The organism is Cyclobacterium roseum, assembly GCF_010119225.1.
In the GTDB taxonomy this organism is placed as follows: domain Bacteria; phylum Bacteroidota; class Bacteroidia; order Cytophagales; family Cyclobacteriaceae; genus Cyclobacterium; species Cyclobacterium roseum.
In genome coordinates this window covers 19,215-34,755 of sequence record NZ_WNKF01000006.1, presented here as the reverse complement: position 1 = coordinate 34,755, position 15,541 = coordinate 19,215, and the positions used below count along the sequence as shown (strand labels likewise).

The window sequence follows — 15,541 nt, the reverse complement described above, 5'->3', positions numbered from 1 at the left end:
CAACTTTAATTGAATTTAAAACATGTTGGTATTGGTAATGGGATTGCCGGGATCTGGGAAAAGTTTTTTTGCCAAACGACTGGCTGAAATGTCGGAAATGGTCTATCTTAATAGCGATCAGGTACGGATTGAATTGGGGTTGAGAGGACGGTACAGCAGTGATGATCGGCAAAAGGTATATGCAGCCCTGGTAGGCCAAACAAAAGGGTTGTTAAATGATAAAAAATCGGTTTTAGTGGATGCTACCTTTCAACGTAAAAAGAACCGAAGGGAATTTCAGGGGCTTGCTAAAAAACTGAATTGTCCGATAGCCTTCATTCGGGTTTGGGCCGAAGAAGGCCTGGTAGAAAAACGGCTGGCGATTGAGCGGGAGGAAAGCGATGCGGATTTTTCGGTTTACCAAAAACTAAAGTTGGACTTTGACCCACTGGAAGGCGAATACCTGGATATCCGGTCTGAGGATGGGAAGATTGACCGAATGATACAGCAAGCATTAGATTACCTGAAACTGGCATATGAAAACTGAAGAGGTTCACAAATTAGCCAATGAAGGGCTTTATTTGGGTCACCGAATGGACGGTACCGTGCTGGAAACCCATATTTCCTGGATCATTTTAACCGATAAATGGGCCTTCAAAATCAAGAAACCCGTCACGCTTTCTTTTCTGGACTATTCTGCCCTTGCATCAAGAGGCCATTTTTGCAAAGAAGAAATTTTGTTAAATAGCCGTTTTTCATCCATCTATGTCCGGTGTTGTCCGATTACCTGGGTCGAAGGAAACTGGGTTATGGATGGTAAAAGAGGCACAGTTCATGACTATGCGGTACTCATGAGACGAGTACCGGAAGCCTACCGGATGGATAAAATGTTGCAGGACGGAGAAGGATCGGAGGTGCTTATTGAAAAGCTGGCAAAGAAGGTAGCCGTTTTTCACCGGAAGCAGCCAGCAGAGGAGAGCCCATTTGATCTAAATCAAGCCAAAGAGCTTTTTAGCGATATTTTGGATCCTTCGATTAGGTATACAATCAGCCAACGGAAATTCCTTGAGAAGGCCGTTCGGTGGAGCAATGCGTTTCTGGAAGCGAACAGCGAGCGGTTTTCGGAAAGAGCTCGCCTGGGTTGGGTGCGGGACCTGCATGGAGACTTGCACTCCGGTAATATTTTTCTGACGGATCCTCCGGTAATTTTTGATTGTATCGAATTCAGTAAATCGATTCGTACCATTGACTTGTTATACGAAGTGGCTTTTCTTTGCATGGATTTGGAGCGGTACGGCAAATCCGATTGGTCCGCCTTGTTTTTAAAAACGTACCTTCATCGGATTCCCGTACTGGATTACGAGCGGGATGGTCCCATTTTTAACTATTTTAAGTGTTTGAGGGCAAATGTGCGGGCGAAGGTATTGGGCTTGGACCCATCCGACAGCGTAGAGAAACAGGAACAGCAGCAAGCCTACTTTCGGCTGATGGAAAGGTACATGCAGCAGTAAGCAGGCCTGTTCCAGCCCTAAGGTCAATAATTGGAGGCAGTCGGTGATATCGGCTTCCTTTTAACCTGATTCGATAAAATTCTTTGCAATAGACAAATGTCCCAGCGTAAACCTTTTTTTATGCCTACGGACACTGGTTCGCTGAATGATTTCCTTCAGGGTTTTCATGACGGATAGGGTGTGCTTTCCCTTATTGATCATGATACATTCTGCCAGTGAAGCCTGACCTGCATCGGTTATTTCGGATCGGGTGGGCATTCCCAGCTTGTGGAGGTTTTCGAGTACCTGGGTAGCCCATACCACGGGCACTTGAGCAGATTCGCAAATCCAGAGTATTTCTTCCTGTATTTCCCCCATGCGTTCGAAGCCAATTTCAACGGCCAAATCACCCCTGGCGATCATGACCCCAAACGGCGGGGACTTCATGCCTTCCAGAATCAATGCGGGCAAATTTGCTACCGAATCAGGTGTTTCGATCTTGTAAACAATGTCCGGCATTGGGCCTTTGATTTGCTGTAATTCGTTGCGCAAATTCTGAATATCCTGAGGTGTTTTTACGAAGGAATATCCCAGAATATCGGCGTGGCGACAAATAAAGGGAAGACAGCGTTTGTCAAAATCCGTTAGTGAGGGAATGCTGAGGTGGGTGTCCGGAAAATTTATTCCTTTGCCCGATTTGATGCGCCCCTTTTTGGAAGAAACCCTATCCAGGGTAACTGCTGCCATTCCTTTTCCGGTCTGGGTGACCCTGCCGCTGATTTCCCCATCGTCAATGAAAACCCGATGTCCTGGTGCCAGCGAGGCAATAATTCCTTTTTCATTGGGATCCAACACTACGAATTCTTCCTTTAAATTGTCCATGGATTCGGAAAGCCAGATCGTTTCCCCAACAGCTACCTTTACCTTCCCTTTCTTTTTTCCTTTACCGAGTAGTACGGTTCGGATTTTCGGCCCCGCCAGGTCCAGGTGGATTTTGCAGCTTTTTCCCGTCTTTTTTTCGGCTTCCCTGATTTGATCCACCATGGATTTCCAAACGGACTCATCATCGTGGGCACAATTTATCCGCGCTACGTTCATGCCCTGAAGCAAAAGGTCTTCTATCATACCCCTGTCCTCGGCAAAAGCACTGTCAAAAGTGACCATCACCGAAGGCATTCCCGGGATTTCAGTCGGGCCGAACAGTTCCTGACTGTTGGTAGTCAATTGGTTTTGACTATCCGTGAAAGTGCAGGAGTTGAGTTCTTCTGCCAAATAGTGATGCCCCAGGCGTTGCCGGATGGTCTGTATTTGCCGGTGGATATGGTTTTCGGAATTGGACAGGGCGGAAAGTCCGTATAAATGCAACTTTTCTTGCAGCGATTTCCTGTCCTCACTTCGAAAGTACAGGTATTGGACAAGGTTCCGCGCAGCGGGCAAGTACCTTTCCGGTAGTTGTTCCAGTTGGTGCTGGTGATCCTGGTTGGCTTCCAACAGCCCCTGCTCCAGCGCACCCAGTTCCTGATTTAGTTGATCCAATTCGTCTTCCATCAGGAGTAAATATAAGAGATATTTTGGGGATTCTATTTGGTAAAAGCTGGCAGTTAGATCGGAGATACTGTTTTTATCGCAGCGAGTGGCTGTAGGCATATAAAGAAGCAATGGGTCTAAGGGATTTCGCAGTGCTTGATAAGTGGATGATCGTGTTTTCCGGCTAAATTTGCCTAAACCTGCCTGCAGTTTTGGCATAGCTGCTATTCATACTGGGGCCAGGCCCGGTAGGCCAGGATGCCGCCTGATACCAGCAACAGTACCTGTAAAAACAAACTGGGGGCTGTTTCCAGATTTCTTCCAATGACAAAGAGCAGAAAAACCATGGAAAAAAAAGCAAGCAAACCGGTCACTTCCTTTTCTTGCTCGCCGACTTTTCGGTTGTAAAAAATCTTTGCTACTAGTCCGCCATAGAGGAAGGTAAACCAAATCAACCGGTGCCTGAGATTTTTGACCACGTAGCTGAAGGTGGGAAAATCCTTTCCTTCCAGGGTAACGAGCACAAGGTCAATAAGCACCATCAATCCCAGCATTGCTGCCACAACGATTTTGACCGTTCGGATTTCCGACAAATGCCTTTTTAGAAAACGGTTTAGTTTTTTCATGGTGTCTCCAAATAATTCATAGACCAAAAAAAGTGACCATACAATACACCTGCTAGTAAAAGCCCCAGCAGGAAGGTTCTGGACTTCTCAAATGAGACCTTGAAACCAATCAGTGCCATGACTATCGCGAGGCCAAATAGAATTAAAACCGGAAACATCCCATTTGACATTTTAAAGGCCTCATTGGTGGTGCCCAGAAACAAGTGGCCGGCAATTGCGCCCAGTGCAAAGGGAATAAAGAAGGCACGGCCCTGTGACCATTCGAGTAATAGTATATTGGAGGTGTCATTGTCAATGTCGTTGAGATTCAAGAAAATTTCAACGATAAGGTAGGCAACGACCAAACCAATCATTACATAGATTACCAATAAATACTGCGCTCCTTCCATATTCAAATTAGAAAATTCAACTTAATTTAATGGTTTTTTTGGCAAATTGAAATGGATGAGCCCACTAATTTTAATTACCTATGGGTCGTAAGACTACTGTCTATAAGGGAGATACGATCATCAGGTGTTGGTATCGGCAGTCGTCACCTTTATTCTTAGCCGACGGATTCCCAAGCGAATAGTCTGTTAGATGGGAATTAAATTAGACATGCGATTTCCTTTTTACCAGGTAATATTGTTATGATTTTTTGGGTTTTACTTGGTGGATGTTGTATAACTTTTTCATGTGCCAAAGACTGCAGGAGTATATACTTAATACGTTTATTTAATAAAATAAGCAGTACATACCTTTTTTAGTGATTTTTGAACCCAAATATAGATGGAGCTAAGACATGTTTGGAGTTGGGTAGCCAATTCCAGTAAAATGATGCTAAATTTAACTATTTAAAAAGCGATATATTCACCCTATGGAACAAAATCAATATAGCGACCTTTTACTTGACCAAACCAAAGATCTTATTTGGGCCGTAAATAAAGATTTTTACCTGGTCTACGCCAATAGCGCTTATCAAAAGCTGATGAAGGAAGTGACAGGGGTGGAGAAAGCATTAAACACGCCCATTTGGGTGGAAGGTTTTGGGGAGGGCTATATTGAAAAATGGAAGGCCTATTACCAGCGTGCACTTTCAGGAACCTACTTTGAAATCGAAGAGCACTTTTATAACCCGGAAACCAAAGAGATCCAATACGGCCAAATTTCTTTCTCCCCGATTCGTGATGAAGAAGGTGAAATTTTGACGGTGGCCTGTCGTAATACCGATATCACCTCGGTCATTAGGCAAAAAGATCACGCAAGCCGGTTGATGGACGCTTCACTGGACGTTTTCTGTACCATAGATGAGGCGGGAAATTTTGTATTTGTAAGTGCTGCTTCCGCTAAGCATTGGGGCTATCCTCCTGAAGAGCTGATAGGTAAGCCCTACAGAGAGCTGATTTTAGAGGAAGATCTGGAAAAAACAGATCTGGTGGCCGCTGAAATCATGGCAGGGAGGGAATTCAGAACTTTCTCCAATCGATTTCGGATGAAACATGGGGGAATCGCTTATAATTTATGGTCAGCTCGCTGGGATCATGAATCCAAACGGATGTATTGTGTAGCCAGAGATGCGAAGGAAAAAATTGAAGAAGAAGCAGAAAAGGAGTTGCACAGTCAGATTAGCCTTAGCTTCAATACGGAGGAAGAACTGATTCCGGCCGCCAACCGTCTTTGCGAGAATCTATACGTCTTCGGTAAGTTTGATTTGATAGAACTCTGGTGCCCAAATATGGAGCGAACCCAATTAAAACGATTGGGACACAGCACTCACAAGCGGGAATTTTATGAGTTGGAGCCATCCGAAGCTTCATTTCAGAAGAATGAGGGATTGCCGGGAAAAGTTTGGGAGACTGGTAAACAGCTCTTTTGGGATGAAAAACAGATCCAGATAGATTTCATCAGGAAAAAAGGAGCTTCCCACCTGGGCTTGCAAGCCATACTTGGGATACCCTTAACCTTTAATGATGAATTGGTAGGTGTACTGCTTATTGGAACCCGGCGGGAGCCAGATTATTTGCAGCAGTACCGCCCGGTTTTAGGCCGACTGGAAAAATTTATTGGTTCAGAAATCAACCGGAAGCGAATGGAGGATGACCTCAAACACCTGTATCAAGCCATTCCGGACATTCTCTGTATGGCAGATTTTAATGGTCGATTCTTGAAAATGAATCCTGCCGGTTGTGATTTGCTGGGTTATAACGAGGACGAGATTCTATTTCATTCCTTTGATGAATTTGTCCATCCTGAAGATAAGGATATTTCTACCAATGAAGTGAAGCAGCTTGAAGAAGGGGCAACCACATTTAAATTCGAAAACAGATACCTTACCAAAGCGGGCCAAATTATTTGGCTAAGCTGGAGTTGTAATTCTGCCGTTCATGAAGGGGTGATTTTCGCTTCAGCAAAAAATATTACTGAGGAAGTTCGGTTAAGGGAACTCAATAAACAGGCATCCTCACTTGCAAAGATCGGTAGTTGGGAGATTGATGTAGTTAATAATAAGCTTTTTTGGACAGATATGGTGCATGTTTTGCATGAGACTGATCCCCTTAGCTTCATTCCTGACCTGAAGACAGGCATTACGTTTTACCGGGAAGATTTTCGGGACATGGTTAAACAGCGGACCGCAAATTGTATGGCTCACGGAACGCCCTTCAATTTTGAAGCTGTATTGGTCACAGCAAAAAACAATGAACGATGGGTGCGGTGTTTAGGAAACCCCGAATTTTTAAATGGAAAATGTATTCGGGTTTATGGAAGTTTTCAGGATATCCATGATCGAAAGACATTTGAAGAGGTTCTTCGTGAGAGTGAAACCAAATTCAGGACGATATTTGAAATTGCATCTCTGGGGATTGCCCAAGTATCGCCTGCAGACGGCCAAATTCTATTCATCAATTCTTATTATGAGGAAATTACAGGGTATAGCTATGAGGAATTGCTGCAAATGAAATTTCCAGAGCTCACCCACCCTGGTGATCGGAAACGAGACTGGGATTTGTTTAGCAAGGCAGCTCGGGGAGAAATTGATTACCGAAATGAAAAACGCTATATCAGAAAGGACGGCTCCATTGTATGGGTTCGTATTCATCTGGCATTTATCAGAGATGAGGGCGGAAACCCCGTGAAAACAGTTGCAATCTGTGAAAATATCACAGAGCGAAAGGAAATAGAATACCGACTAAAAAACCTCTCTGACAATGTGCCTGGCGTTGTTTTTCAATACGTGATTTATCCCGATGAAGGGGATGCTCTCAATTACGTCAGCAAGGGGTCAAAATCGATCTGGGGATTTGAGCCAGAAGAGGCAATGGCGAATAATCGGATAATTTGGGACCGTATTGAGGCAGGCGGGGATTTGGATTTGGTCAAAGGAAGTATCGCTGATTCGATTCGGGATAAAAGTCGATGGAATGCCACATGGAAATATCCTTTGCCAACAGGAGAAATCAGAACGCATATAGGACATGGATCTCCAGAATTTCTGGCTGATGGAACAGTTGTTTTCAACTCAATGATTTTGGACATCACGGAAGAAAAGAGAACGGAGGACTTGCTCAATCAAGCCAGTTCCATGGCAAAAATCGGCAGTTGGGAATTGAACCTGGTTGATCAGGATGATGACAGTATGTATTGGTCCCCCATGACTCGGGAGGTTTTGGAAGTGGATGACAGCTACAATCCATCCCTTACGGGTGGTTTTGAATTTTACGCTGGGGAGGATAAAGAGAGCATTCAACGGGCCATGTATTTATTGATAGAAGCGGGGCAGGAGTTTGACCTTGAATTGCTTATAACCACACAATCAGGCAAAGAAAAATGGATAAGGGCTATTGGCAAAAGTGAACGAATAAATGGTAAATGCACAAAAATATACGGCAGTTTTCAGGACATCCATGCAGCCAAATCCAATGAACTACGGGTAAAGGAAATACTCGATAGTATTTCAGATGCCTTTTATGCCGTGGATGCTCATTGGAATTTTACCTATTTTAATAAGGAAGCCGAAAATCTATTAAAGAAAAGTGCAGATGAGGTGTTGGGCAGAAACTTGTGGGAAATTTTCTATCCAGCCAATGGCACTTTTCTGGAAGAGGTGTACAGGCATGTAGCTTCAACCGGCCAATCTGAAAACTTTGAGTACCAATATCCTGGAAATGGGGCATGGTATGAAATCACGACCTATCCCTCAAGTGGAGGCATCTCCTCCTATTTTAAAAACATTGATGAACGCAAGAAGGCCGCCCAAGAGCTTGAAAAAGCCTATAGGGAGAGAAATGAAATCCTGGAAAGTATTAGTGATGCGTTTTTTGCCGTAGATGAGTCCTGGACCGTAACCTACTGGAACAAGCAGGCGGAATCGATTTTAGGAAGGGTGAAAAAAGACATGGTAGGCAAAAACTTATGGGAAGAATATCCGGATGCCATTGACAGCGATTTTTATAGGCAATACCACCAGGCGATGGATAGCGGCGAAACCGTCAGGTTTGAGGAATATTATCCGACACTTGACATTTGGATAGAAGTGACGGTATATCCTTCCGAAAACGGCTTGTCCATATACTTCAAAGACATCACCCTGAGGAAAGCAGCGGATATCCGATTAGTAAATGCCAATCAGCGGTTTGAATTGGCGACACAAGCCACCAACGATGCTATTTGGGATTGGGATATAGACAATGATACGTTTGTCAGGTCAACGAATATCTCTAAATTTTTTGGAAATAGGACGGCTACGGAAATGAACAGTAGCCAGTTCTGGCAGGACCATTTTCATCAAGATGACCTGCCCGAGTTGAAGGCTAGTATTCAGCGTTCGCTTGATAGCCCGGATGTGGTACGTTGGGAGATGGAGTACCGAATCCTAAATGAGCAACAAGATATTATCTATGTAAAAGATAGAGGAGTGATCCTTCGGGATGAGAATGGAAAGCCGAGACGAATGGTGGGGGCAATGACGGATCTGACCCGACAAAAAAAGCTGCAAACGGAGCTCAACCAGATCAATGAATCTTTAAAAAATTATGCGAAAGAACTGGAGCGTTCCAATGAGGAGTTGGAGCAATTCGCCTTTATCACCTCTCACGATCTGCAAGAACCTTTGCGGATGATTTCCAGTTTTATGGACCAGTTGAGACGAAAATATGCCGATCAATTGGATGATAAGGCACTTCAATATATTCATTATGCAACGGATGGTGCCAAACGGATGAAGCAGATTATTCTCGATTTATTGCTTTATTCCAGAGCGAATAAGCTTATTGACGAGATGGAAGAAGTAAATCTGAATAGAGTACTTTCGGATTACAGGCATTTGAGAAGGAAACTTATTGCCGAGAAAAGCGCATCGTTCAAATCCTATGATTTGCCCAGCGTTAGAACATACAAGGCTCCACTGGCCCAAATTTTTCACTCGTTGCTCGATAATGCCCTGAAATATTCAAAAGACAATGTGCCTCCTCAAATAGAAATACAGGTCTCCGAAAACGAAAAGGAATGGGAGTTTGCCATAAAAGACAATGGAATAGGAATTGAGGAAAAATTCTTCGAGAAGATTTTTGTCATTTTCCAAAGGCTGCATAATAGAGAACAATACGAGGGAACGGGTATTGGGTTATCGATAGTAAAGAAGACGGTGACCTTTCTGGGAGGAAAGGTTTGGCTGAAATCTACCGTCAGAGAAGGCACAACCTTCTATTTTACCATTGCAAAAAATAAAAAGGAATATGAATATTAACTTTCCGGTTATTGCCCTTGGAGCATCTGCCGGGGGACTTGAACCACTAGAGCTTTTCTTTGAAAACGCGAATAACAAATCGAAATATGCTTATGTGATTATTCAACACCTTGCACCCAACCATAAAAGTTTGATGGATGAGTTGCTCTCCCGCCATACCAAGCTTCCGATAAAAAAAATCCAACACGGAATGCCGATAGAAAGAGGGAACATCTACCTCAACCCTCCCAAAAAATTTGTTGAGATAAAGGCCGGGAAGTTTTTTCTGAGCGAGAAGGAGGATCGGACGTTAAGCTTTCCCATAAGCGATTTCTTTAGTTCCCAGGCAGAAAACATGCAGGAAAAAGCCTGCGCCATTGTTCTATCGGGTACGGGAAGTGATGGTTCCAAAGGAATTAAGTTTGTCAAAGAAAAAGGAGGGTTGGTATTGGTACAAGATCCAGACCAGGCTAAATTTAACGGAATGCCCAATAATGCCATTTACACCGGAGTGGTGGATAAGGTCTGCCGGGTAGAGATGATGCATGAGGAGATTGATCGGTTTTTTGAAAATCGGGATACTATTTCTCAAAATCATGGCAATTCGTCCAAAGCAAACTCCGTCATTACTGATATATTAAAAAGCATCGAAGAACAGATTAACGTTGATTTTACAGGGTATAAGTACACCACCGTATCCCGAAGAATCAGCAGGAGAATGAGTATTCTGGATTGCACCGAAATGGATGCGTATTTCAACTACTTGCAAGATAATCAGAATGAGGCGCAACTCTTGGCCAAAGAACTGCTAATTGGTGTCACGCGCTTTTTTAGAGACGAGGATGCTTTCAACGCACTTAAAACCCAGGTGATTCCCAAATTGATTGAAGAAAATGGCGATTCGAAATCCATACGGGTATGGGTTCCGGGTTGTTCATCCGGGGAAGAAGCGTACTCCATTGCCCTATTGATCAAAGACCATCTGCGGATAAATAAGTTACAGTATGAGGTCAATATTTTTGCGACCGATTTAGATAAAGAAGCTATTAAGATGGCTGCAAATCGGGTTTTTTCTAAAAATATCAGTGCTGAAATCCCTGCAGAGTACCTAAACACCTATTTTGTAACTCAAAAAAACGGGTATGCCATCGCCAAGGAGATTCGTGAAATGATCGTGTTTTCAGTACATAATGTGATTCAGGATCCTCCGTTCAATAAAATAGACTTGGTTAGTTGCAGAAATCTTTTGATCTATCTTACCGATTCGGTTCAACAGCAGCTTTTTACCATATTCCAGTACTCGCTTAAATCAAATGGCGTGTTATTCTTAGGTTCAAGTGAGACCTTGGGAACTGCCCGTGATGAATTTTCCGAGTTGAATAAACAGTCCAATATTTTCCTTAATAAGGAAAACAAGAAGTTTGTCCAACGACTGCATTCAATAAAAAAAAGGTATCCTGCCAGCAGCGCCCACTTACCAGCTAACGACGCTGACAGCAAACCACCTATTTTACAGGCAAATAAAAAAGGTCTTTTGAACGAAATACAGCATTCGCTTATTCAGGAGTATGTTCCGGATTCCCTGGTCATAGACGGGCATTTTAACTTGCTTCACAGCTCCGGCAATGCCCACAGGCTTTTGAACCTTCCTTCGGGTGAGATAAGTTCCAATATCTTCCGGATGCTACCCGAGTCCCTTTCCGTTCCGTTGGAGGTGGTTGCCAATAAAGTGTTGCAAACCGGTAAATTGGTAACCTTGGCGGATATTAAAATACCCGAAGAATTGAAAGCTATCTTTGGTTCCAATCTTTTTTTGAACATCAAGGTTCGAAAAAAAGAACTGTTTGATGGTATGGATTACCTGTTTATCACCTTTGAGTCTTCCGCAAAAAGACTTACAGAACAATCCGATTCAGAGAATGTAACGATCAATACGGTCTCCCAGGAAAAAATTCACATTCTTGAAAGGGAGCTTAGAATCAATCGGGAGACACTGCAAACTACCATTGAAGAACTGGAATCAAGCAATGAGGAACTGCAAGCCACCAATGAAGAACTGCAAAGCTCTAATGAAGAGCTGGAATCGGTCAATGAAGAGCTATATACCGTAAATGCGGAATACGAACAAAAAAACCAGGAACTTTCTCAGTCCAATGATGATTTAAACAACTTAATTCGCAGTACCGAATTAGCCATTTTATTTTTAGATGCTAATCTGAACATCCGCAAATTCACCCCGGCGATTAAAAAGATTTTGGACTTGGTACCCCATGATATCGGTAGAAATATCAGTCAGTTCAGGGCAAAAATACAATTAGATAACTTCCTGGAACACGTCGAATCGGTGGTGGCAGAATCGGTTTCTTATGAATTTACCATAGAGGACATCAAGGGTAAAGAATACCTACTAAAAATTGCACCTTTCAAGTCCCATAATAAGGAAGTGAGGGGAATTACATTGGTATTTGTAGACCTGACCCAAGCCAATATTCTTAAGAAGGCCATTGATGTATCGGAAAAAGCCTTGTCAGACTTGGAACTTAAACATGAAAACCAAGACGAAATTTTCAAGTTGATTTCCAACAATCTACGTGACATGGTGTGTATCGTTTCTCCGGAAGGAACCATTCAATACTGCAGCCCATCAGGAGTAAAAATCACCGGATATTCGCTTGAAAAGCTCTACCACATTAATTTATTGGATCAAATAGTTGATGAAAACCATAGGAACATCTTTCAGAAGGCGTTTTCAAGTGCAAGCAAGAATCAAGATCCCGGATTGATAGAATTTGAGTTTAAAAGACCTGAAAACAACAGCCGGTGGTTGGAGGCCAGTATCAAACCCATTTTGCAAAAGAAATCAGAGGAACAAAAATTCTTGTTGATCATCAGGGATATTCATCAAAGAAAATTAAATGAGTTTGAATTCACGAAAAACGCATTGATTGCTGAACAAACCAGTAGTGCAGTGCTTATTACGGATATTTCCGGAGCGATAAGTTTTGCCAATGAAGCTTTTGAAAAAATGAGCGGATATCATGAAGATGAAATTTTAGGTAAGAAGCCAGGAAGCTTTTTGCAGGGCTCCGAATCTGACCCTGAGTTGATTCAATTGATGTCTAAATCTATTAAAGAAAGAAAACCCTTTACTGTAGACATTACCAATTATGGCAAGTCAGGATATAAATACATCGTCAATATAAAAGCAGAACCGCTCAAAGACAAAGAAGGAGATTTAATTGGCTTTTTCTCCATACAGAATGATATTACCGACCAACAAGACCAAATCAATCAGATACATAAATTGAATGCCATCGTTAAAGAACAGTTTCGCAAGTTAAAGGAGGTAAACAAATCCTTGGAAGATTTTGCCTACATTGCCTCACATGATTTGAAGGCACCCATACGGAATATCAAAGGGCTTTTGGGCATCATCAGAAAAAAGGGGGATGCATTAGGAGAGGAGAAAAGGAAGAAATATTTTGACGTGATCGTTTCTTCATCAAATGAAATGGATCAGATGATCAATAATTTACTTGAGTATTCACGGACTGGTGTATCCAATGAGAAATGGCAGGTCGTACATGTACCAGCGATATTTCAAGAAGTGGTTCAGCTTTTTCAATCCGATTTGGATAAAATAAATGGAAAAGTCATATACGATTTTTCTGTAGCTGATGTGCGGGTTTACCCCATACTCTTTAAACGGTTAATCAGTAATTTGATCAGCAATGCCATTAAATACAGAGGGGATCAAGATCTGATAATTCATCTCAAAAACAAAAGCGATGCAAAAGGGATCTTATTCGAAATTTCGGATAATGGAGTAGGGATCCCCCCTGCAGAATTCGAAACTATTTTTAAGATGTTTAAATCCTTGAATCCGGATAAAGAAAGTAACGGTATTGGATTGTCTGTCTGTAAAAAAATTGTCGAATTACATGAGGGGACGATTTGGGTTGAATCGGAAGAAGCCAACGGTTCTACTTTTTACTTTACAATTGCGGAAAATTTATAAGCATGATATGAACAATAATAAATTGAAGTTAGCACATATTTTACTCATAGAAGACAACGAAGGTGATATTCTCCTTACACTTGATGCCTTTGAGGAATGCAAATTAGGTACTCAGGTTAGTGTAGCGAGAAATGGTCGGGAAGCACTGGATTTTTTGAATAGAAAAGGAGCGTTTACAGATGCGCAAAGGCCCGATTTAATTTTATTGGACATCAATATTCCGATTTATAATGGGCATGAGGTGTTGGAAGAGATTAAACAGGATAGGGGACTCAGAAAAATTCCTGTCATCATGCTTACGACCTCTTCAAACGAGAATGACATCGAAAGAGCATACAAAAACCACTGTAATAGTTATATTCAAAAGCCTTTGGATATGGATGATTTCATGGAAGTTATTCTCAAAGTGGAAGAGTTTTGGTTGCAGCTCTCTGTTTTGCCAAAGTAATTGATGGCTGAATTAGTACTTCGCGCTCCGGGAAGACACTGAAAGATCAAATGCTGCTACCATTATCGACCTTTGTTTAGGCACAATAATAAAAAAACGAGACAGTCTCAGGCTGTCCCGTTTTTATTGGCATGCTTTCGTTATTTTTTGCTCCAATCTTCCCAGCCACCGGCATAGTTAGATACGTTTTCGAAGCCATTGGCCCTCAGCAGGGAGTAGGCAATGGCCGCCCTGCCGCCACTCTGGCAATGGACGATCACCGGCTTGTCTTTGGAGACCTTATCCAGGTTTTTATCCAGTTTTCCCACAAAGAGGTTGTCTGCCCCTTCAATATGACCTTTTTTGTATTCAGATGCTCCCCGCACATCAATTACCTGTGCGGTTCCTTTGTCCAATTGTTCTTTGACCTCTTTTTTATCGATGGCCCGGTACCTTTCAAGTGCCTTGCCCTCAAAATCGGACAGTTGACCGGGGGTAATGTATCCCAGGATATTATCCAAACCGATGCGCATCAGTTTTCGTGTCAGGTCTTCCACTTCGTTTTCGCTGGCGATCAGAACAAAGGATTCCTCGTAGTCCATGTACCAGCCCATCCAGGTGGAGAAGGTGTTGGTATTTGGGATATTCAGTGCTCCTTTTAGAAAGCCTTTGGAAAATGCCTCCGGCGTTCGGGTATCGATGATCTTCAGTTCCTCTTTTTTAGCCTGTTCGAAGGCTTTTTGGGAAAGATTTTTTACCTCTGGCACCTCGGTCAGCAGTTTCCGGTCTACCTTGTTGAGCTTTTTCATCATGGCAAAATACCGCGGTGGTTCGGGCTGGTCCGCCAGCAGTTCCTTGCCAAAGGCCGCCTTGTCATCCAACATCTGCAATGCCCAGTTGCGAATTTTTTCGTAGCCGATGGTGGATAAGGGCACTGCACCCAGGGATTTACCGCAAGCCGAACCGGCGCCGTGCCCCGGCCATACCTGAATGAAATCCTGAAGTTTATTGAATTCCTGCAGGGAGTCAAACATCTGTGCCGCTCCGATTTCCTGGGTTCCTTTCAGTCCAGCCGCTTGTTCCAATAAATCAGGCCTGCCGACATCCCCGACAAAAACGAAATCACCGGTAAACAGCATCACGGGTTCCTGGGTAGCAGGTTTATCTGTGAGGAGGAAACTGATACTTTCAGGGGTATGACCCGGGGTATGCAGCACTTCAAAATTCAGGTTGCCCAATTTGACATGGTCTCCGTGTTTTAGCTTGTTGTGGGGGAATTCGTATTTCCAATCTTTATCACCCATATCGGAGAGGTACATTTCGGCACCTGTCAATTCGGCAAGCTCCCTGGAACCACACAGAAAGTCTGCGTGAATGTGCGTTTCCAAAATATGCGTGATTTTCAAATTATTGGCTTTGGCAATTTCCAGGTAGGTGTCTACATCTCTTTTCGGATCAATAACCGCCGCCACTCCGGCTGCCTGACATCCTACTACATAACTGGCCTGAGCCAGACTCTTATCATATACGAGTTCGAAAAACATGTTTTTTTATTTTTATTTTTACGTTGTTTCACAATTTGGATAAAACATTTTGTATCACCCAATTCTACCACAATGTTACGGATACTTTATGTCTTGGCATGTGATAATTATTACCTAAGCTTAAAATGGTTTATTTTCCGGTAATTGGTCCAGGAACGCGGAAAGGACGGTAATTTTATTTATTCAATCTAAATAAAGGCTTAATTCTTTACTATTTTGGGAAAAATGT

General features: G+C 42.8%; 9 protein-coding genes. 5 read left to right on the top strand and 4 right to left on the bottom strand.

The annotated features are described in order from the left end of the window. Positions 1-22 precede the first annotated feature (22 nt). Both GJQ68_RS10210 and GJQ68_RS10205 read left to right on the top strand, forming a co-directional pair. The gene (locus GJQ68_RS10210) at positions 23-526 is read left to right on the top strand and encodes an AAA family ATPase (protein WP_162417196.1); all 504 of its coding nucleotides are present in this window, start codon (positions 23-25) and stop codon (positions 524-526) included. Continuing rightward, on the top strand, positions 516-1,490 hold the full coding sequence (locus tag GJQ68_RS10205) for a phosphotransferase (protein WP_162417195.1): 975 nt from the start codon (positions 516-518) through the stop codon (positions 1,488-1,490). The genes GJQ68_RS10210 and GJQ68_RS10205 overlap by 11 nt, the downstream gene beginning before the upstream one ends. Positions 1,491-1,550: 60 nt before the next feature. Here the strand turns inward: GJQ68_RS10205 and GJQ68_RS10200 are convergent, their stop codons facing one another. The 3 genes from GJQ68_RS10200 to GJQ68_RS10190 form a co-directional block, all read right to left on the bottom strand. Beyond that, positions 1,551-3,017, bottom strand: a complete 1,467-nt coding sequence (locus tag GJQ68_RS10200; protein WP_162417194.1) for a pyruvate kinase — start codon at positions 3,015-3,017, stop codon at positions 1,551-1,553. Between the two features lie 203 nt (positions 3,018-3,220). Then, a complete protein-coding gene (locus tag GJQ68_RS10195) occupies positions 3,221-3,622 on the bottom strand; it encodes a hypothetical protein (protein ID WP_162417193.1) in 402 nt (133 codons plus the stop codon). Further along, the gene (locus GJQ68_RS10190) at positions 3,619-4,011 is read right to left on the bottom strand and encodes a hypothetical protein (RefSeq protein WP_162417192.1); all 393 of its coding nucleotides are present in this window, start codon (positions 4,009-4,011) and stop codon (positions 3,619-3,621) included. Before GJQ68_RS10190 ends, GJQ68_RS10195 begins: the two co-directional genes overlap by 4 nt. Positions 4,012-4,478: 467 nt before the next feature. On the opposite strand from GJQ68_RS10190, the gene GJQ68_RS10185 reads away from it, so the two are divergent. Genes GJQ68_RS10185 through GJQ68_RS10175 form a run of 3 tightly spaced genes read left to right on the top strand, consistent with a single transcriptional unit; the run spans position 4,479 to position 13,789 of the window. Then, the gene (locus GJQ68_RS10185) at positions 4,479-9,344 is read left to right on the top strand and encodes a PAS domain S-box protein (protein ID WP_162417191.1); all 4,866 of its coding nucleotides are present in this window, start codon (positions 4,479-4,481) and stop codon (positions 9,342-9,344) included. Beyond that, the gene (locus GJQ68_RS10180) at positions 9,334-13,341 is read left to right on the top strand and encodes a CheR family methyltransferase (protein WP_162417190.1); all 4,008 of its coding nucleotides are present in this window, start codon (positions 9,334-9,336) and stop codon (positions 13,339-13,341) included. Before GJQ68_RS10185 ends, GJQ68_RS10180 begins: the two co-directional genes overlap by 11 nt. Positions 13,342-13,348: 7 nt before the next feature. Beyond that, positions 13,349-13,789, top strand: a complete 441-nt coding sequence (locus tag GJQ68_RS10175; protein WP_235941289.1) for a response regulator — start codon at positions 13,349-13,351, stop codon at positions 13,787-13,789. Positions 13,790-13,929: 140 nt separating this feature from the next. Here GJQ68_RS10175 and GJQ68_RS10170 read toward each other — a convergent pair whose 3' ends face one another. After that, positions 13,930-15,312: an MBL fold metallo-hydrolase gene (locus GJQ68_RS10170; protein WP_162417188.1), complete on the bottom strand. Its 1,383-nt coding sequence runs from the start codon at positions 15,310-15,312 to the stop codon at positions 13,930-13,932. Between the last annotated feature and the right edge of the window lie 229 nt (positions 15,313-15,541).

Excerpts from the sequence above, each read along its gene's own strand:
- GJQ68_RS10210 (WP_162417196.1), top strand. The coding sequence starts at position 23 with ATGTTGGTATTGGTAATGGGATTGCCGGGATCTGGGAAAAGTTTTTTT.
- GJQ68_RS10205 (WP_162417195.1), top strand. The coding sequence starts at position 516 with ATGAAAACTGAAGAGGTTCACAAATTAGCCAATGAAGGGCTTTATTTG.
- GJQ68_RS10200 (WP_162417194.1), bottom strand. The coding sequence starts at position 3,017 with ATGGAAGACGAATTGGATCAACTAAATCAGGAACTGGGTGCGCTGGAG.
- GJQ68_RS10195 (WP_162417193.1), bottom strand. The coding sequence starts at position 3,622 with ATGAAAAAACTAAACCGTTTTCTAAAAAGGCATTTGTCGGAAATCCGA.
- GJQ68_RS10190 (WP_162417192.1), bottom strand. The coding sequence starts at position 4,011 with ATGGAAGGAGCGCAGTATTTATTGGTAATCTATGTAATGATTGGTTTG.
- GJQ68_RS10185 (WP_162417191.1), top strand. The coding sequence starts at position 4,479 with ATGGAACAAAATCAATATAGCGACCTTTTACTTGACCAAACCAAAGAT.
- GJQ68_RS10180 (WP_162417190.1), top strand. The coding sequence starts at position 9,334 with ATGAATATTAACTTTCCGGTTATTGCCCTTGGAGCATCTGCCGGGGGA.
- GJQ68_RS10175 (WP_235941289.1), top strand. The coding sequence starts at position 13,349 with ATGAACAATAATAAATTGAAGTTAGCACATATTTTACTCATAGAAGAC.
- GJQ68_RS10170 (WP_162417188.1), bottom strand. The coding sequence starts at position 15,312 with ATGTTTTTCGAACTCGTATATGATAAGAGTCTGGCTCAGGCCAGTTAT.